Below are 18576 nucleotides of genomic sequence, written 5' to 3' on the forward strand. Positions count from 1 at the left end.
TTCCAGCGCTTACCCCTTCAGCGCTGGAGCCCCTTTTCACTCTAAATCAGCAGCGGCCTCTGGCACCGTGGCCGCGGCCACCAGCCGCTGCGTATACGGGTGCTGCGGCGCATCGAGCACCTGCGCAACCGGCCCGCTTTCCACCACCTCGCCCTCCTTCATCACGATGACCGCGTGCGCCATGGCGCGGATCACGTCGACGTCGTGGGTGATGAGCAGGTAGCTCAGGCCCTTCTCGCGCTGCAGCCGCTGCAGCAGGGCCAGCACCTGCTGCTGGATGGTCACGTCAAGCGCGCTGGTCGGTTCGTCGAGCACCAGCACGCGCGGCTGCACGATGAGCGCGCGCGCAATCGCCAGGCGCTGGCGCTGGCCGCCCGAGAATTCGTGCGGATAGCGCGCCAGCAGTCCCGGGTACTGGGCTTCGCTCAGGCCCACTTCCAGCAGCGCCGCCTCCACGCGCGTGCGCCGCTCGGCGCTGCCGAGGGCGCCGTCGTGCACGCGCAGGCCCTCGCCCACGATCTCTTCGACCGTGAGGCGCGGCGACAGCGACGAGAACGGGTCCTGGAACACCACCTGCACCTGCCGGCGCAGGGCCTGGTTGGCCGGGGTGTTGCGCATGGCGGGCTGCTGCCACGCCTGCCCCACCACCGTGAGTTCGCCGCCGTGCGGCAGCAGGCCCAAGATGGCCTGCGCCAGCGTCGACTTGCCCGAACCCGACTCGCCCACCACGCCCAGCGTCTGGCCCGGCAGGACCTGCAGTGCGGCGCCCTGCACGGCCACGAACTCGCCCTTGCGGAACCAGCCGCGCACGCCGGGCAGCGGCGTGGCATAGGCCACGCGCAAATCCTGGGCCCACAGCACCGGCGGCGTACCGGGCGGTGGCACGGCCTCCACGACGTCCCGGCGCGGCTGGCTGGCGATCAGGCGGCGCGTGTAGGCGTGCTGTGGCGCGCGGAACACCTCGGCCACGCGGCCCTGCTCGACCAGCATGCCCTGCTCCATGACGGCCACGCGGTCGGCAAAGCGGCGCACCAGGTTCAGGTCGTGCGTGATGAGCAGCACGGCCATGCCGGTCTGGCGCTGCAGGTCGGACAGCAGGTCCAGAATCTGACCGCGCAGCGTCACATCGAGCGCCGTCGTCGGCTCGTCGGCCAGCAGCAGCGCGGGCTCGCTGGCCAGAGCCATGGCGATCATGGCGCGCTGGCGCTGGCCGCCGCTGAGCTGGTGCGGGAAGGCGTTGGCGCGGCGCGCAGGCTCGGGGATGCCGGTCTGCGCCAGCAGTGCGATCGCCGCCTGCGCGCACTGCTCGCCCGTCAGCGCCTTCTTCAGCTGCAACACCTCGGCGATCTGCTGCCCGATGGTCATGAGCGGGTTGAGCGCCGTCATCGGCTCCTGGAACACCATGGCGATGTCTCCGCCGCGCACGCCGCGCATCTCACGCTCTGACAAAGAGAGCAGATCGCGACCGCGCAGCATGGCTTTGCCGGTGATTCTGGCATCGCCCGCCAAACGCAACAGGCTCAGCGCCGTGACGGTCTTGCCCGAGCCCGATTCGCCCACCAGCGCGAGCTTTTCGCCGGCATGGACGGAAAAACTGACCCTGTTGACCACCGCCTTGGCGCCGAAATGCACGGCCAGGTCTTGCACCTGCAGCAAGGCGGCGGCGCCTGTTCCACCCCGCTCTGCGCCAGGGCCCACCCCGCGTGCATTGCCGATGCTGCCCGCCCCCTGGGCCATGGCTGGCATCTGCGTCCGTGCGTTAGGAGCATTCATGTAAGTTCCATTCAACGCTCGGCTTTGCGCGGGTCGAGCGCATCGCGCAGCGCATCGCCCATGAAGGTGAGCAGCAGCAGCGTGACCACGAGCACCGCAAAGGTCGACAGCGAAATCCACCATGCGTCGATGTTGTTCTTGCCCTGGCTCAGCAGCTCGCCCAGGCTCGGGGTGCCGGGCGGTACGCCCAGGCCCAGGAAGTCGAGCGAGGTCAGCGCCAGGATGGCCGCGCTCATGCGAAACGGCAGAAAGGTGACCACGGGCGTGAGGCTGTTGGGCAGGATGTGGCGCCAGATGATCTGCCCGTTGCCCACGCCCAGGGCGCGTGCGGCCTTCACGTAGTCGAGCTGGCGGTTGCGCAAAAACTCGGCGCGCACGTAGTCGGAGAGCCCCATCCAGCCGAACAGGGAGAGCAGCACCAGCAGCAGCGCAATGCTGGGCGCCAAGACGGCGCTGAAGATGATCAGCAGGTACAGCTCGGGCATCGAGCCCCAGATTTCGATGAAGCGCTGGAACGCCAGGTCGGTCTTGCCGCCAAAGAAGCCCTGGATGGCCCCCGCCACCACGCCCAGCAGCACGCCGGTGAACGTCAGCGCCAGCGCAAACAGCACGCTGACGCGAAAGCCGTAGAGCAGCTGCGCCAGCAGGTCGCGACCGCGGTCGTCCGTGCCCAGCCAGTTGTCTGGCGACGGCGCCGACGGGTTCGGCGCCTGGGCAAAGTAGTTGAGCGTGTTCGGACCGTAGGGGTTGAGGGTGTAGAGCGCCCAGTTGCGGCCCTCGGTGATGCGCTCCTTGATGAACGGGTCGAGGTAGTCGGTGGGCGTGGCGAAGTCGCCGCCGAAGGTGGTCTCGGGATAGTCCTTGAGCATCGGCCAATAGGTCTGGCCTTCGTAGCGCACGATGAGCGGCCGGTCGTTGCTCACCAGCTCGGCGCCCAGGCTCAGCAGCACCAGCGCGCAAAAAGCGATCAGGCTCCAGTAGCCGAGCCGGTTGCGCCGAAAGCGCAGCCAGGCGCGGCGGCTGGGCGACAAGGACGGCGGCGCCGACGCCACCACCGCGCCATCGCCAGAGCCCCCGCGGGTCGGGCTTGGTCCGGCCGCCAGTGGCGTCCCCGCTCCGGCGGGAAGGCGGCCATCGGCCGACTCAGGGGGGCTAATCAAACTTGACACGCGGGTCCACCCACACATAGCAAAGGTCGGAAATCAGCTTGGTGACCAGCCCGATCAGCGTGAACAGGTACAGCGTGCCCAGCACCACGGGGTAGTCGCGCCGGATCACGCTCTCGTAGCTCAGCAGGCCCAGGCCGTCGAGCGAGAACAGGGTCTCTATCAGCAGCGATCCGGCGAAGAACGCGCCAATGAAGGCCGCCGGAAAGCCCGTGATGATGGGGATCAGCGCGTTGCGGAACACATGCTTCCACAGCACCTGGCGCTCGGAGAGGCCCTTGGCGCGCGCGGTCAGCACGTACTGCTTGCGGATTTCTTCGAGGAACGCGTTCTTGGTCAGCATGGCCGTGACGGCGAAGCTGCCCAGCACCATGGCGATGATCGGCAAGGTGATGTGCCAAAGGTAGTCGACGATGCGAGCCCCCCACGAGAGCTCGTCCCAGTTGGCCGAGGTCAGCCCGCGCAGCGGAAACCATTGCAGCTGGCCGCCAAACACCACCAGCAGCGCCACGCCGAGCACAAATCCGGGAATGGCGTAGCCCACCAGAATGAGCAGCGTGGTCACCAGATCGAAGCGCGAGCCCGCGCGCACCGCCTTCGCGACGCCGAGCGGCACGGCCACGAGGTAGCTGATGAAAAAAGTCCACAGCCCCAGGCTGATCGACACCGGCAGCTTCTCGCGGATCAGCTGCCACACGTCCTTGTTCTGGAAAAAGCTGCGCCCCAGGTCGAAACGCGCGAACTGGCTAAGCATCTGCACGAAGCGCTCGGGCGCGGGCTTGTCGAAGCCGTACAGCGCCTTGATTTGCGCGAGGCGCTGCGGCTCCACGCCCTGCGCGCCGCGGTAGCTCAAGCCCCCGCCCTCGGCGCCGCCGCCGCCCGCCCCGGCCTTGGCCTCGGCCAGGTACTGCTCGACCGGCCCGCCGGGCACGAACTGCAGCACGACGAAAGTCAGCAGCAGCACGCCCAGCAGCGTGGGCAGCATCAGAAGGCAGCGCTTGAGAATATAGGCAAACATGGCTCAACCGCCCTGCCCTCTTGCGCTGGCAGCTATAGGATTGGGAGCACCCGGGCCCGGCGGCAGCTTGGCCCACCAGGTGTCGATTACCCAGCTCTCACCCGGCGAATAGGGCGGCGCCACGGCGGGCCGCACCAGGCGCCAGGCGTTGTAGACCATGCGGTGCGTGGGCGCGGTCCACTGCGGGATCAGGTAGTGGCCGTGCGCAATCGCGCGGTCGAGCGCGTGGCAGGCGGGCAGCAGCTGGGCCTCGGTCTTGGCGGCGGTCATGGCGGTGATGAAGGCGTCCACGGCCGGGCTCTTGACGCCGGCGAAATTGCCCGAGTCCTCGGTGTCGGCCGCACGGCTGCCAAACAGGTCGGCGAATTCCTGGCCGGGGTTGTTGGTGCCGCCGTAGGCGATGCTCGTGATGTCGAAGTCGAACTTCTGCAGGCGCTGCTGGTACAGCGCAAAGTCCACCGAGCGAAAGCGCAGCGTGATGCCGAGCTTTTCGAGGTTGCGCATCCACGGCGCCACGGTGCGCACGCCGCCTTCGTTGCTGTCCATGTATTCGAGCACCAGCGCCTGGCCGGCGGCGTTGCGCAGCACGCCGTCCTGCACGCTCCAGCCGGCGTCCTTCAGCAGCTGCTGGGCGCGGCGCAGGTTGCCGCGCAGGGATGCGGGCGGATCGGTGCGCGGCGGCACGGTCATGGGGCCGAAGGCGGCAGCGGGCAAGTCCTTGCGCCAGGGCTCCATCAGCGCCAGCTCCTGCGGCGACGGCAAGCCCTGCGTGTCGCAGGCGGTGTTGCCGAACAGGCCGTTCACGCGCTGGTACGAGCCATAGAACATCTGCCGGTTCATCCACTCGAAATCAACCGCCAGGCCCAGCGCTTGGCGCACGCGCACGTCCTGCAGGAGCGGGCGGCGCGTGTTGAGCACATAGCTCTGAAAGCCAGAGGGCAGCTTGTGCTGGAACTCGCCCTTGACCAGCTCGCCGGTATTGAACTTCTTGCCATTGACGCGCCGCGCCCAGTCGCCTGCGCTGAAAAACCGCATCAGGTCGAATTCGCCGGCCTTGAGTGCTTCGAGCCGCGCGGTGGCGTCCTTGTAGATCTTGACGGTGATGCGCTCGAAATTGGCCGTGCCCATGCGCACGTTCAGGCCACGCGCCCAGTAGTTCGGGTCGCGCACGTAGGTGATGTCCTTGCCAAAGCGCACCGGGCCGACACGATACGGCCCGCTGCCGATCGGCTCGTCCATCACCACCTGGTCGAAGGGCTTGGGCTGGCCGCCCTCCATGCCCCAGTCGCGGCTGAACACGGGCAGGCCGCCGACGGTGAGCGGCAGCTCGCGGTTGGGCTTCTTGAAGCGGTAGCGCACGGTGCGCTCGTCCAGCACATCGACGCCGGCGACGTCGATCAGCATCGTCTTGTAGGCCGGCGAGGTGAACGGGCCGACCAGCGTGTCGTAGCTGTACTTGACGTCCCGGGCCAGCACCGGCTTGCCGTGGTGAAAGCGTGCCTCCGGCCGCAGGCGGAAGGTGGCCGAGAGACCGTCGACCGCCACGTCCACGTCTTCGGCGAGCAGGCCGTAGCCGGTGGCGGTCTCGTCGAGCGAGCCGGTGAGCAGCGAGTCGAACATCAGCTGCGCGAGGTAGGCCGGTGCGCTGCCCTTGATGGTGAACGGGTTGTACTTGTCGAAGGTGGAGGTGCGCAGGTTGCTGACCAGGCGCAGCTCGCCACCCTTGGGGGCGTTCGCGTTGACGTAGTCGAAGTGCGCAAAACCCGCCGGGTACCGGGGCGCGCCCCACAGCGCGTACGCATGCGCCGCCCAGACCGGAACCGCACTCCCCCACAGCAAGCAAAGCAGCCAAAAACGCATGCGACAATTCTGCCCTACCCGGCTGCGCTGCCCGGGCAGATGCGCTGGCAACGGGCGTCTTGGGGCAGCGCAGCGCCCCCAATACCCCCTCAGGAGAGCCTCACATGGGATTTCTTACCGGCAAGAAGCTGCTGATCACCGGCGTGCTGTCCAACCGCTCCATCGCCTACGGCATTGCCAAGGCCTGCCACGCGCAGGGCGCCGAGCTGGCCTTCAGCTACGTCGGCGAGCGCTTCAAGGAGCGCATCACCGGCTTTGCCGCCGAGTTCGACTCCAGCCTCGTGTTCGACTGCGACGTGGGCAGCGACGAGCAGATCGAACGCATGTTCCGCGACCTGTCGCAGACCTGGCCCAAGATCGACGGCTTCGTGCACGCCATCGGCTTTGCCCCGCGCGAGGCGATTGCCGGCGACTTCCTCGACGGCCTCTCGCGCGAAGCCTTCCGCATCGCCCACGACATCAGCGCCTACAGCTTCCCGGCCATGGCCAAGGCGGCCCTGCCCTACCTCAACGACAAGTCGGCGCTGCTGACGCTGTCGTACCTGGGCGCGCTGCGCACCATCCCCAACTACAACACCATGGGCCTGGCCAAGGCCAGCCTCGAAGCCAGCGTGCGCTACCTGGCCGAGTCGCTCGGCCCGCGCGGCATGCGCGTCAACGGCATCAGCGCCGGCCCGATCAAGACCTTGGCGGCCAGCGGCATCAAGGATTTCGGCAAGCTGCTGGGCATGGTGGCCGGCGCCTCGCCGCTGCGCCGCAACGTGACCATCGAAGACGTGGGCAATGTCGCCGCGTTCCTGCTGTCCGACCTGGCCAGCGGTGTGACGGCCGAGATCACCTATGTCGACGGCGGCTTCAGCCAGACCGCCGGCATCAGCGCGGGCAGCGAGGCCCTGGCCTGAGCGGCTTGGCTGCGCCATTGCGCTGCCATGCCAAATACCACAAAAAAGTGGCTCCAGCGCTGATGCAGCAAGCGCTGATAGCTATTAAAAACTGAGTAGTCCATGCTCCACCGCCGCCGCGCCCTCACCCTGTTGGCGTGGACGGCGTGGGGCATTTCTTTTTCTGCCTGGGCTGCAGACGCGCCGGCCCTGCTGCTGGCCCATGTCTACCGCCCCGGCGTGGCGCTGCAGGACTACTGGGTCAGCGAGAAATACGACGGCGTGCGCGGCTACTGGGACGGCCGGGCCCTGCGCACGCGCGGCGGCGAAACCGTGCACGCGCCGGCCTGGTTCACGGCCGGCTGGCCGGCCGAGCCGCTCGACGGCGAGCTGTGGGCCGGGCGCGGGCGCTTTGGCCACGCCCAGTCCACCACGCGCCAGCAGCAAGCCAACGACGCTGCATGGCGCCAGATGCGCTTCATGGTGTTCGACCTGCCCGGACATGGCGGCCCGTTCGACGAACGGTTGCCGGTCCTGCAAGCGCGCGTGCGGCAGATCGCCCAGCCGTGGGTACAGGCCGTATCCCAGCAGCGCATCGCCAGCGACGCCGCCCTGCAGGCACTGCTGCAGCGCACCGTGCGCGGCGGCGGCGAGGGGCTGATGCTGCACCGCGGCAGCTCGCTGTACCGCGCCGGCCGCAGCGACGACCTGATCAAGCTCAAGACACACGATGACGCCGAAGCGCGCGTCATCGCCCACCTGCCCGGCAAGGGCCGCCACGCGGGACAGCTTGGCGCCCTGTGGGTCGAGACGCCGCAGGGCCAGCGCTTCAAGCTGGGCACGGGCCTGAGCGACGCCCAGCGCCGCGATCCGCCGCCCGTGGGCAGCTGGGTCACCTACCGCTTTCGCGGCACGCACGACGGCGGCCTGCCGCGCTTTGCCAGCTTCATGCGCGTGCGCGAAGACCTGCCGCCCGAATGAAAAATGGGAGGCCAAGCCTCCCATTGCACGGTGCACCCGGGTCGGGCGCCGCGTTACCGCATCACAGGGTGCGGCCAAACGGGCCGTCCGAGCCCACCTGCACCAGCTTGTCCTTGGCCGAGGTCTTGGTTGCCGCACCGCGCCGCTTGGTCTTGGCCGCCGGCTTGTCGAGCGCCACGCAGTCGGCGTAGTAGCTGACATGGCCGTCCTCGTCCTCGATCTCGACCAGCCCATGGATGTCGGTCTCGAAGCCCGGGCTCATGGCAGCAAACTCGCGCGCGAACTTGAGGTAGTCGACGATCTTCTTGTTGAACACCTCGCCTGGCACCAGCAGCGGAATGCCCGGCGGGTACGGCGTGATCAGACCCACGGTGATGCGCCCTTCGAGGTCGTCGATGGCCACGCGCTCGGTCTGGCGGTGTGCAATGTGCGCGTAGGCGTCGCTCGGTTTCATGGCCGGGGTCAGGTCGGACAGGTAGATCTCGGTCGTCAGGCGCGCGATGTCGTACTTGGCGTAAAGCTGGTGCACGTGCTGGCACATGTCGCGCAGGCCCATGCGCTCGTAGCGGCGGTGGCTCTGGCAGAACTCGGGCAGGATGCGCGACATCGGCTGGTTCTTCTCGTAGTCGTCCTTGAACTGCTGCAGCGCGGTCAGCAAGGTGTTCCAGCGGCCCTTGGTGATGCCGATGGTGAACATGATGAAGAAGCTGTAGAGGCCGGTCTTCTCGACCACCACGCCGTGCTCGGCCAGGTATTTGGTGACGATGGACGCCGGAATGCCGGTCGTGTCGAACTTGCCGTCCAGGCTCAGGCCCGGCGTCACGATGGTCGACTTGATCGGGTCGAGCATGTTGAAGCCGTCGGCCAGCTGGCCAAAGCCGTGCCACTTGTTGCCGCTCTTCTTGCCCTTTTTGTCGGCACGGATGATCCAGTCCTCAGCGCGGCCAATGCCTTCGTCGACCAGCTGATCCGGCCCCCAGACCTTGAACCACCAATCGTCCTTGCCGAACTCGGCCTCGATCTCGCGCATGGCGCGGCGGAAATCGAGCGCCTCGAGGATGCTTTCTTCGACCAGTGCGGTGCCGCCCGGCGGCTCCATCATGGCGGCGGCCACGTCGCAGCTGGCAATGATGCTGTACTGCGGCGAGGTCGAGGTGTGCATCAGGTACGCCTCGTTGAACAGGTGGCGGTCGAGCTTTTCGGTCTGCGAGTCCTGCACCAGCACATGGCTGGCCTGGCTGATGCCGGCCAGCAGCTTGTGGATCGACTGCGTGGCGTAGACCACCGAATGCCGGGGGCGCGCGCGCTTCTTGCCCATCGCGTGGTAGGCGCCATAGAACGGGTGGAACGCCGCATGCGGCAGCCAGGCCTCGTCAAAGTGCAGGTTGTCGACGTAGCCGTCGAGCATGCCCTTGATGGTTTCGGTGTTGTAGAGCACGCCGTCGTAGGTGGACTGCGTCAACGTCAGCACGCGCGGCTTGACCTGCTTGGGGTCCACGCCCTTGAGCAAGGGGTTGGCGCGGATCTTGGCCTCGATGGTGGCGGGCTCGAACTCGCTCTGCGGGATCGGGCCGATGATGCCGAAATGGTTGCGCGTAGGCTTCAAGAACACCGGCACCGCGCCGGTCATGATGATCGCGTGCAGGATCGACTTGTGGCAGTTGCGGTCCACCACCACCACGTCGCCCGGCGCCACGGTGTGGTGCCAGACGATCTTGTTGGAGGTCGAGGTGCCGTTGGTCACGAAGAAGCAGTGGTCGGCATTGAAGATGCGCGCGGCGTTGCGCTCGCTCTCGCCAATGGCGCCGTTGTGGTCGAGCAGCTGACCCAGTTCTTCGACCGCGTTGCACACGTCGGCGCGCAGCATGTTCTCGCCGTAGAACTGGTGGTACATCTGGCCCACGGGGCTTTTGAGGAAGGCCACACCACCCGAGTGGCCGGGGCAGTGCCACGAATACGAGCCATCTTCAGCGTAGTCGAGCAGCGCCTTGAAGAACGGCGGCTGCACGCCTTCCAGGTAGCTCTTGGCCTCGCGGATGATGTGCTTGGCCACGAACTCGGGCGTGTCCTCGAACATGTGGATGAAGCCGTGCAGCTCGCGCAGGATGTCGTTCGGCAGGTGGCGGCTGGTCTTGGTCTCGCCATAGATATAGATCGGCACGTCGGCGTTCTTGCGGCGTACCTCGCCAATGAAGCTGCGCAGGCTGTGCACGATCGGATCCTGGCCCGCGCCCAGCGTGAACTCCTCGTCGTCGATAGACAGGATGAAGGCGCTGGCGCGGCTTTGCTGCTGCGCAAACTGCGACAGGTCTCCGTAACTGGTCACCCCCAGCACCTCGAAGCCTTCGCTCTCAATAGCCTGCGCGAGCGCACGGATTCCCAACCCCGAAGTGTTCTCGGAACGGTAATCCTCGTCGATGATGATGATGGGAAAGCGAAATTTCATGCGCAGCCTCCGTGCAAACGTGCCCTGCCCGGCCAAAAAAACAAAAAGAGGCGCGCAGTGTAAGGAATAAGTGTGAAGCACTTCCCGAACGCGGCTTCTGATGACCCAGAATATGAAACCCCAATACAGACAACGAGAGGAGCCGGGCCCATGGATGATTCCACCCTGTGGTGGCTGATGACCGGAGCGGCCATCGTGGCCGAACTGCTGACCGGCACGTTCTACCTGCTCATGCTGGCCATCGGCCTGGCGGCCGGCGCCCTTGCCGCCCACCTTGGCGCGGAGATGGCGGTGCAACTGGTGGTGGCGGCCGTGGTCGGCGGCGGTGCCGTCTTTGCCTGCTACCTGGTGCGCCGGCGCAGCCCCGGTGTGCAACCTGCCGCGAGCAACCGCGATGTGAATCTGGACGTAGGAGAGACCGTGCAGGTGGATGCCTGGAATCCCGACGGTACCGCGCAGGTACGATACCGCGGTGCCCAGTGGACGGTGCTGCTGCGCCCCGGCAATGCCCCCTCACCCGGTCTCCATCGCGTGGCCGAAGTGGTGGGCAGCCGCCTGTTGGTCGACAAAATCTGAACCATCCACCCGAGGGAACCCCATGGAATTAGCCATCGTCATCTTTGTCATCGCCGCCATCTTCATCGTGCGCTCGGTCAAGGTCGTGCCCCAGCAGAACGCCTGGGTGAAGGAGCGGCTGGGCAAGTACGCCGGCACGCTCACACCGGGGCTGAACTTTCTCGTGCCCTTCATCGACCGCGTGGCCTACAAGCACAGCCTCAAGGAAATCCCGCTCGACGTGCCCAGCCAGGTCTGCATCACGCGCGACAACACGCAACTGCAGGTGGACGGCATCCTGTACTTCCAAGTCACCGACCCGATGCGCGCCAGCTATGGATCGAGCAACTACATCATGGCCGTGACCCAGCTGGCGCAGACCTCGCTGCGCAGCGTGATCGGCAAGCTCGAGCTCGACAAGACCTTCGAGGAGCGTGACATCATCAACGCCCAGGTCGTCCAGGCCATCGACGAGGCGGCGCTCAACTGGGGAGTCAAGGTGCTGCGCTACGAAATCAAAGACCTGACGCCGCCTGCAGAGATCCTGCGCGCCATGCAGGCCCAGATCACGGCCGAACGCGAAAAGCGCGCCCTGATCGCTGCCTCGGAAGGCCGCCGCCAGGAGCAGATCAACATCGCCACCGGCGAGCGCGAGGCCTTCATTGCCCGCTCCGAAGGCGAAAAGCAGGCCGCCATCAACAACGCCCAGGGCGAAGCCTCCGCCCTCCTGACCGTGGCAGAAGCCACAGGCCAGGCCATCGAGCGTGTGGCGGCCGCCATCCGCCAGCCGGGCGGCGAGCAGGCCGTACAGCTGAAGGTGGCAGAAAAAGCCGTCGAGGCCTACAGCAAGGTGGCCGCCGACGCCACCACCACGCTCATCGTGCCCAGCAATATGACCGAGGTGTCGGCGCTGATCGGCTCGGCCATGAAGATGGTGCAGGCGCAGCGCCCTGTTTCCTGAGGTTTTTAGATCATCGCCCCGTGTGGACCAAAAAACCAGCCAAAACGCTGCTAGAATAGCGGGCTTCGGAGAGGTGGATGAGCGGTTTAAGTCGCACGCCTGGAAAGCGTGTGTGGGCTAATCCCCACCGCGGGTTCGAATCCCGCCCTCTCCGCCAAGACATAGATAACCCCTTGAAATACTAGAATCTCTAGGAAATTCAAGGGGTTATTTTTTGCCATGGTACAAAAGAAGGTACGAGCTGAGGGCAGCAGGAGCGAGGCCGTAGATGACAAAGTCATGCCTCAATTCATGTTCAAAAGCCCACGCGGTACCGGCTACGTGTTCCGCCGTGGCGTCCCTGCCGATGTCCGTGATGCCATTGGTAAGCGAGAATTCAAATTGGTCCTGGGGGGCGACTTCCGTCGTGCCAGCCAGCGGTGCCGAGAGCTTGCGGTTGAGACAGACCAGCAGATTGCGTCAGCCCGGTCGGGTGATGCCATCCGGCGCCCTGCGAATAGTGATCCGATAACAGCCCCACCGAATGCACCATCTGAACCAGCACTCACGCCTATCCGTCACGTCACTCAGGATTTGATAGCTGGCCTACACGCTACAGTCGTTGAGCAAGTGATAGGCGCGGACAGAGAGCTGCGCCATCGCTCCCTTGTTGCCGTGAACCCTGCCGAGAAGCTGAGAGAAATCGAAAAAATTCGGGGTTGGGCATTGCTCGCAACGCACGGCGAAGAAACCGCAGTGCGCGGCTTGTCGGACATGCTGATTGGCACGCTGAGACGCAGCGGCTATTGCCTTTCCCCGGAACTGGATGGATCCCTCCAGGAGCGCCAGTTGCTTATCGCGTATGCCGCGGCATATCGCGACGCCCTGGACGTGCTCGAAGGCGAATACAGCGGCAAGGCATCGGTGTCAAGACATGCCAGCGCACCACTTCTGCGGGCGGCGAAGGTGTCAGCCCCGATTGCTCCAACGATGCAGCTGTCCACAGCTGTCAAAGAGTTCCTGCAAACACTCGCGCCGGGCAAGCGTGCGATGAACGAAAAGCACGCCTTCATACTTCCAGCATTCCTTGAAGTTGTTGGTGACATGCCTATCACTGAGCTGCGCCAGGGGCACGTGAATGATTTTTTGCGCACGGTCCAGAAGCTTCCACCCCGTTGGTCTGATCTTCGGCGCAAAAACGGTCAGACGATACGCGAGATTGCAAACGAAGCTTGGCCTGAAACGCTTTCCTTGAATACCTACGAGGGGGCCTACATCGCTTCGCTGCGATCGTTTCTTGAGCGCGCAAAGCGAGACTGGCAAGACATTGGCTTTCCTACGACGCTGTCGGCTAGCGTCCCATATGTGGGTACGCGGACGAAGGTTGAACGCAAACAGCGGGCAATCAGACCAGAAGAAATGCGTCAAATTTTCTTCAGTGAAGCCATGGAGAAAATCATCAAGACCCCAACAAAAGCGCACAAGTTTTGGCTGCTCGCAATCGAGTTGTATACCGGGGCACGCGTTCGTGAAATCTGTCAGCTCAACCCGCAGCATGACTGGGGGTGCAGAGACGGGATCTGGTGGCTACGCTTCACTGATGAAGTCGGCGAGCTTCCCGCCCCGGACGTCATCAAGTCTGTGAAAACGGGCAAGTCGAGAACTATCTCCATGCATGCCGAGCTGGTCCGCATAGGTCTCCCTGAGTACCTCGAACGATTGAAGCACGGCGGCGCGCGGCGACTCTTCCCGCAGTGGTCATCGACCAACGGTGATGCGGGCGCGGCACCTGGCAAGTGGGTCGCCAACTACCTGCGCAGCATCGGGCTTCACGGCGTCTCAAATGAGAAGGGCAACGCGGTGCGGGGGTCGCATGCATTCCGCCATACCCTACTTACCTACGGGCGAAAGAGTCGGGTCAACCTGCGCTGCATCAGCGGTCACGCAGACGAGTCTGACAACCCTGTCGCAGATGGTTACGAAGACGAAACGTTATTACTCTCGCTCGACGTCAAAGCTGACCGGCTCGCAAAGCTCTACTACGCGATAGAGCTGCCAACGCCTGTTCCAGTGCTGATTCCGTCCACCGCGCGCCAAAGCCGTTCAGGTCACCATCACCAGAGGTCGAAACTTGGCGATGGGGGCACATAGCTGGGGCCCGTGTCGTAGACCGGTTCCCAGTTGTTCCGGTCTGTGCCGTACGGATTGCCGCCAACGTCAAGATCGGTGTCGTCAATCATCGGCAAGCCGTTCGCTGGGTTGATGTCCTGGCTGTGCTCACAGGGGTTATTGCGCATAAGGTTTTCTCTTTGGTTGGAGGTCTAGCCCGCCCAATCAGGGCGGGGTCTTGCGGTGTCAGTCTTCGTCTGGATTTATGAGGGTAATAACCGGCTCACCTTCATTACCAGGGCCTATGACCATTTGCAGCGTTGTCAATCGAGGGCGTGTTGCTTTCCCGTCGCGTGGCACAACATAGAGTTGAACCGGCACCCTATAGCCTCCGCTAGCTCGTCGGGCAGCTACGTAGCTCATCCAGATGACATCCCACAATCTCCCCGACTCATACTGAAGGGTTTGACAGTCAGAGTCATCGTCAGACCATGCCACTGCTTTACTTCATGCGGCGGATGTAAGGGCGACAGGTACCCGGAAGCCAGCATCCCGTGCGGTTTCCGTGACGTCCACCAACAAGCCATCGTTTAACGCCTGCGCGCGCGTGTAGGCGTAGATTGCTTCTCCAAATATGGCCTTCAAGTCCAAAGGGTCTGTTTGCATAGTCTCTCCAAATATGCTGCCGGGCTTCAAGATTCCGAGCCTGAATCCATGCATTTCCCGGGGTGTCGCATGGGGCCCGCTGGCATTGCTGCCGCCGTTCTTCTGAGTTCGTCGCCTGCGTACAAGGGCCACGAGGTAAACGGACGGAACAGGCGCAGTCAAAGCCGCAGCTCCGCAGGGGAACGGGTGCAGAAGCGCACGAAGTGACCCACAGGATCTTGTGCAGTCAGTTGGGCTTGAGGTCACATCGCAGAAATAGCGACGAACTCAGAAGAACGGCGGTAACCATGCCGTAGGGCTGGCGACAACCCGAGGCGGCTTCACAGCCGCTTTACTTGCGTTTCCAAGGCGGGAGCGCAGACAAGTCAATGATCTTGGAGCTCACCGGCTTGCTCTTGTCCCGCAATTCAGCGAAGCGAGCTTTCTTTCGAGCGCGATAGCTTCTGGCGCGCTCGGCGTCGGTGAGTGCGTCGGCTTTTCTCGGACGGCCAAGCTTAGGCTTGGTTGCGCATGAGGGTGGCGGGGCTGCCTCGCTAAGAACGTGTTCACGATCTTTTCTTTTGCATCGAAAATGGTGCGATGAGAAACAGATACGCCAGCGACATCAGCCGCGAGAAGTTTGAAGAAATCAGGCCCCTGCTGCAGAGCGTGCGCCGGCGCACCAAGCCCACGACGGTGGACCTGTATGAGGTGTTCTGCGCGGTGCTGTACCTGCTGCGCACGGGCTGCCAGTGGAGGTTTTTGCCCAGCGATTTTCCAAAATGGCGCACGGTGCGCTCATACTTTGCCAAATGGAGCGAGCCCGACCAGGACGGCATCAGCGTTCTGGAGCGGGCACTCAAAAAATCAGGTTGGCGCGGCCCGTTTGAAACTGGGGCGCAGCGCCTCTCCAACGCTCTTGATCGTGGACGCGCAAAGCGTCAAGACCACGGACACGGCTGCGCTCAAAGGCTATGACGCGGGCAAGAAGGTCTCTGGCATCAAGCGCCACATTGGGGTGGATACGCAAGGGCTGCCGCACGCCATCGCGGTGACGACGGCCGAGGTGACGGACCGCAAGGGGGCGCTGCAGGCGCTGGGCCGGTGCAAGGCCAACTTGGGCAAGGTGCAAAGCTTGTTGGCTGACAGTGGCTATGTGGGTCAGCCGTTTGCACAAGCGATGCGGGACACTCTGGGGCAGGAGGTGACAGTGCAGATTGCCAAGCGCAGTGAGTTGCACAAGTTTGCCGTGATCCCCAAGCGCTGGGTGGTGGAGCGCAGCTTTGCGTGGTTGGAGAAAAGCAGGCGGCTTTGGAAGAACTGCGAGAGAAAGCTCGGCACCAGCTTGCAGTTCATTCACTTGGCATTCCTGGCTCTGTTGCTCAGGAGATCGTGAACACGTTCTAAGAAGCAGGTCAAGGGTGATGTGGTCGTTTTCGTCTCGCATACTATGTATAGCTCGCGTGACGGTGCATGAACGAGTTATTTTTGTGAATCGTCACGAAAAAGGGCCATCGCCTCGTGACGCCGTCACGGAAAAGACACTTCGGAACTCAACACAAGCTCTGCACCTCCGTTCGGACGCTGGATTTCATGGTTTTTCATGGCGATCGCCACGAAAACCAATCCGTTTCTGTGACGGCGTCACGGAAATGGCCTGCACTGTCTGCCGCAGGCTGTCAGTGCGGGGGCTGTTCTTGCAAGCCGAAGGCGCGCAGCCACGCTGTTAGCAAACAGGGTGATGCAGGAGGGAGGGGGCCGCTCGACAGCGGAGCAAAGCTCAATGGCAGAGTGGGGCAAGGCGGTCAGCCTCAGCCCGGCACGTAGCACCGCCACCCATGGCGGTCGAAGTGACGCGGGGGGAGCCGCACTGCAATTGCCAGCAAGACGCAGTCTGTCGCGCAAGCAATAGTAGCCCCCAAGGGCTGCGGTGAAGTGTGGGGAGTGAAACCCAGCGCCCCCTCGCGGAAGGCTTTTCGCGCGGGCAAGGGTGTCAGCACAAACGCGTCCAGCGTGCCGGGCGGAGATCCTTGCCCGCGCGATAAGCGGCCCGCGAAGCGGGCTCCCGAAGGGACGGGGGCGCCGGTATTTCAAAGCGCATGGCCGGGCGTCCAGCCCGGACAAACACCCGGCCTGGCGTCCAGCCGGGGAGAAGGGGGTGGTGAGCTTCAGCCGCCTTGCGGCTGTTCGTTTCCCCTGTTCGTCCCCAGTCGTACAGGGGCATGAACGGGGTGCAGCGCTATACGAATCATGACAACAACGGGGAGGGTCATGATGAGTCAAAAGGATGGACGGCAAACTGCTCGGGAGAACGAGGTGCGAGTGCTACGAGCATTGCATCGTTTTGGCTGGCTGCGCACGCGCGACCTGGCGGCGCTGTGCTGGCGGCGCTGGGCATCCAGGCCCAGCGGCCCGCCAAGCGTAGGGCCAATGCAGCCGACCGCATCGGCGGTGAGAATGGCGCAACGCACAATGCGCCGCCTGCGTGATGCCCGCATGGTCATCACCAGCCAAGGGCCGGACGGCAGCGTCATATACGCGCTGTCTGAAAGCGGCGCGCGGGCGCTGAAAAACGCGGGTGTGACGGCAATCAGCGGCAAGGATCTCGTGCGCGGTTTCAGTGCTGCTTACTACCGTCATCGAAGCATTGCCAACCAAATCGCGATTTCGGGGATGGTGGAAGGCTTTCGTGCATCGACTGAGCGCGAAATCGCGCAAGGCCTGTGGCTGGGCGGCGAAGCCGGCATCGCAGGCAAGCGGCCCGACGTGCTGCTGCGCAGCGGTAACCAGGTATGGTGGGTTGAGGTTGAGCGATCCCGCAAAAACGCCAAAGATTACAAGGCACTTTTGATCTGGTTGGGGAAGGTGCTGCAAGACAGCACCCGGCGCGACGGCTCACGGCTTCTGGCGCCTGGGCAGGCTTGGGGGCGCTTGATCTTCATTTGTACCCCGGCTTTTGAAAGCAAACTGCGGCGCGATCTCGAAAGTATGGGGTGGACTCGACAGCAAGTCGATGCGCTGTCAAGCTTCGAATCTGCGCTATACATATTCCAGGAAACATTGTTTTTATAAATTGCAGGTCAGGGAGCGCTGCTGGGCTGGTGCGGCGCTTAACGACAACTTACTCGCTATCGTTATAAATTTTGACGATAGCCCTGCGGAACGCGTCACCGGCCGCCGCTTGTATTAAAAGTTGGGCTGTCCCCGGCAGAGTCATATCTGCCGGGGACAGCTTTTTGCGTGGTGCCGTCATGGACAATGGCGCACGCGAAAACTTATAGAGGAAATACTGCGTGCACCGACAATGTTGATCACCCAGACCAAGCTATGAGTATCAGCTCACCGATGAGCCATTTTTGTTCCAACTCGCTATCATTTTCTCTATACCAATACCATCTACCCAGTTCGGAAAACTATCGTTTAGTGTTCGAAACGACAGTTTCTATTCAACCTAGAATTGTTTGCAGGTGCTGGTCATCGTTGACCGGCATGCTTGATCTAACCACCGGCAGCAATCGACCCATCGTCTCCGTTCGAGTTGCTACCGGCTATGTCTGTTGTGCAGCGTTTGCTGACCATCGACCACCGGAGGAGGCGACTCACGCTGTCGGTGGCATACCGGCCATTGATGCGTCCGGGTAATAAACGCACGAAGGACCGGTCCTGAGGGGCTTCCATCATTTACGACGATCTAGTGCGCAGCCATGGGTCGCGCGCCGTTGGATGACTGCTACACCGTCCGGCCGAATCACGCAACCGACCCACAAGAAATGGTCGTACTTCTTGGAAGCGGCCATTCCCGGCGAGTCTAATCGCCCCGGGGACGTGCGGGTAGTGCGCCAGACGCTCAATCGCATCGCCCACGGCGACTTCGGCATCCACGTCAATGTGTGTGTCGCATACCATGCAGGCAGCACTGCCGGAGTTGCGCAAGCGCCTAACCGACCCGTCGCCGACGTTAAGCCGGCGCTTCGAAATTATTGAGCGGCGAAGGCAGTCGGCTTTGGTGTGATATTGGTTATTTTTCCGTGTCGTCCGGCAGCCGCCTATGCGAGAGCTCTGCCCAGTGGCCGGTCCTGGCAGTGCAGCGGACACTCTGCCCGCGAAGACCCCAATGACCGGTAATGGCGGCAGTGGTCATCGGTCCGCCAAAACTGGATGACGGCAACCAGCGTGAACCGGTCGCACGGCACCAATTCCTA

General features: G+C 63.7%; 12 protein-coding genes, 1 tRNA gene and 2 pseudogenes. 9 read left to right on the top strand and 6 right to left on the bottom strand.

Annotation, left to right across the window (positions count from 1 at the left end):
• Positions 1-36: 36 nt before the first annotated feature.
• Genes B2J86_RS07780 through B2J86_RS07795 form a run of 4 tightly spaced genes read right to left on the bottom strand, consistent with a single transcriptional unit; the run spans position 37 to position 5817 of the window.
• Entirely contained in the window at positions 37-1773 is a 1737-nt protein-coding gene (locus tag B2J86_RS07780) for an ABC transporter ATP-binding protein (RefSeq protein WP_254067995.1), read from the bottom strand.
• A gap of 11 nt (positions 1774-1784) precedes the next feature.
• A complete protein-coding gene (locus B2J86_RS07785) occupies positions 1785-2960 on the bottom strand; it encodes an ABC transporter permease (protein WP_206041548.1) in 1176 nt (391 codons plus the stop codon).
• Entirely contained in the window at positions 2926-3957 is a 1032-nt protein-coding gene (locus B2J86_RS07790; protein ID WP_173025135.1) for a microcin C ABC transporter permease YejB, read from the bottom strand. Before B2J86_RS07790 ends, B2J86_RS07785 begins: the two co-directional genes overlap by 35 nt.
• A gap of 3 nt (positions 3958-3960) precedes the next feature.
• Positions 3961-5817 carry an extracellular solute-binding protein gene (locus B2J86_RS07795; protein WP_169167405.1) on the bottom strand — a complete coding sequence of 619 codons (1857 nt, stop codon included), beginning with the start codon at positions 5815-5817 and terminating at the stop codon, positions 3961-3963.
• A gap of 104 nt (positions 5818-5921) precedes the next feature.
• Here B2J86_RS07795 and fabI point away from each other — a divergent pair, with 104 nt between their 5' ends.
• The gene (fabI, locus tag B2J86_RS07800) at positions 5922-6719 is read left to right on the top strand and encodes an enoyl-ACP reductase FabI (protein WP_169167406.1); all 798 of its coding nucleotides are present in this window, start codon (positions 5922-5924) and stop codon (positions 6717-6719) included.
• A 102-nt stretch (positions 6720-6821) separates the two neighbouring features.
• On the top strand, positions 6822-7679 hold the full coding sequence (locus tag B2J86_RS07805) for a DNA ligase (protein WP_173025136.1): 858 nt from the start codon (positions 6822-6824) through the stop codon (positions 7677-7679).
• 61 nt (positions 7680-7740) lie between these two features.
• Here the strand turns inward: B2J86_RS07805 and B2J86_RS07810 are convergent, their stop codons facing one another.
• Complete coding sequence (locus B2J86_RS07810; RefSeq protein ID WP_169167408.1) at positions 7741-10125, bottom strand: arginine/lysine/ornithine decarboxylase; 2385 nt, start codon at positions 10123-10125, stop codon at positions 7741-7743.
• Positions 10126-10275: 150 nt separating this feature from the next.
• Between B2J86_RS07810 and B2J86_RS07815 the strand changes: the two genes are divergently transcribed.
• The 5 genes and pseudogenes from B2J86_RS07815 to B2J86_RS07830 all read left to right on the top strand — a co-directional run bounded on the left by B2J86_RS07815 (position 10276) and on the right by B2J86_RS07830 (position 13771).
• A complete protein-coding gene (locus B2J86_RS07815; protein WP_173025137.1) occupies positions 10276-10701 on the top strand; it encodes an NfeD family protein in 426 nt (141 codons plus the stop codon).
• A 22-nt stretch (positions 10702-10723) separates the two neighbouring features.
• Positions 10724-11641 carry an SPFH domain-containing protein gene (locus tag B2J86_RS07820; protein ID WP_173025138.1) on the top strand — a complete coding sequence of 306 codons (918 nt, stop codon included), beginning with the start codon at positions 10724-10726 and terminating at the stop codon, positions 11639-11641.
• A 67-nt stretch (positions 11642-11708) separates the two neighbouring features.
• Positions 11709-11798, top strand: a tRNA-Ser gene (locus B2J86_RS07825).
• 134 nt (positions 11799-11932) lie between these two features.
• A pseudogene (locus tag B2J86_RS18375) lies at positions 11933-12097 on the top strand (DUF6538 domain-containing protein); the annotation flags it as partial.
• A 198-nt stretch (positions 12098-12295) separates the two neighbouring features.
• Positions 12296-13771, top strand: a complete 1476-nt coding sequence (locus B2J86_RS07830; RefSeq protein ID WP_254067996.1) for an integrase — start codon at positions 12296-12298, stop codon at positions 13769-13771.
• A 204-nt stretch (positions 13772-13975) separates the two neighbouring features.
• Here B2J86_RS07830 and B2J86_RS18380 read toward each other — a convergent pair.
• Positions 13976-14449: pseudogene (locus B2J86_RS18380) on the bottom strand (DUF6573 family protein).
• Positions 14450-14974: 525 nt separating this feature from the next.
• Here B2J86_RS18380 and B2J86_RS07835 point away from each other — a divergent pair.
• Together B2J86_RS07835 and B2J86_RS07840 are read left to right on the top strand one after the other, a co-directional pair.
• Positions 14975-15770 (top strand): IS5 family transposase gene (locus B2J86_RS07835; protein ID WP_371736275.1). Its coding sequence is split into 2 segments (ribosomal slippage): positions 14975-15244 and positions 15246-15770, totalling 795 coding nucleotides; the frame shifts between segments, so codons are not numbered across the junction.
• An 878-nt stretch (positions 15771-16648) separates the two neighbouring features.
• Complete coding sequence (locus B2J86_RS07840) at positions 16649-17446, top strand: hypothetical protein (RefSeq protein ID WP_173025141.1); 798 nt, start codon at positions 16649-16651, stop codon at positions 17444-17446.
• Positions 17447-18576 lie beyond the last annotated feature (1130 nt).

This window comes from Acidovorax sp. SRB_14 (assembly GCF_012932145.1).
Classification (GTDB): Bacteria; Pseudomonadota; Gammaproteobacteria; order Burkholderiales; family Burkholderiaceae_C; genus Simplicispira.

What these genes read in the sequence shown, in the direction of transcription:
- B2J86_RS07780 (WP_254067995.1), bottom strand. Translation starts at nt 1,773, where the DNA reads ATGAATGCTCCTAACGCACGGACGCAGATGCCAGCCATGGCCCAGGGG.
- B2J86_RS07785 (WP_206041548.1), bottom strand. Translation starts at nt 2,960, where the DNA reads ATGTGTGGGTGGACCCGCGTGTCAAGTTTGATTAGCCCCCCTGAGTCG.
- B2J86_RS07790 (WP_173025135.1), bottom strand. Translation starts at nt 3,957, where the DNA reads ATGTTTGCCTATATTCTCAAGCGCTGCCTTCTGATGCTGCCCACGCTG.
- B2J86_RS07795 (WP_169167405.1), bottom strand. Translation starts at nt 5,817, where the DNA reads ATGCGTTTTTGGCTGCTTTGCTTGCTGTGGGGGAGTGCGGTTCCGGTC.
- fabI (WP_169167406.1), top strand. Translation starts at nt 5,922, where the DNA reads ATGGGATTTCTTACCGGCAAGAAGCTGCTGATCACCGGCGTGCTGTCC.
- B2J86_RS07805 (WP_173025136.1), top strand. Translation starts at nt 6,822, where the DNA reads ATGCTCCACCGCCGCCGCGCCCTCACCCTGTTGGCGTGGACGGCGTGG.
- B2J86_RS07810 (WP_169167408.1), bottom strand. Translation starts at nt 10,125, where the DNA reads ATGAAATTTCGCTTTCCCATCATCATCATCGACGAGGATTACCGTTCC.
- B2J86_RS07815 (WP_173025137.1), top strand. Translation starts at nt 10,276, where the DNA reads ATGGATGATTCCACCCTGTGGTGGCTGATGACCGGAGCGGCCATCGTG.
- B2J86_RS07820 (WP_173025138.1), top strand. Translation starts at nt 10,724, where the DNA reads ATGGAATTAGCCATCGTCATCTTTGTCATCGCCGCCATCTTCATCGTG.
- B2J86_RS07840 (WP_173025141.1), top strand. Translation starts at nt 16,649, where the DNA reads ATGAGTCAAAAGGATGGACGGCAAACTGCTCGGGAGAACGAGGTGCGA.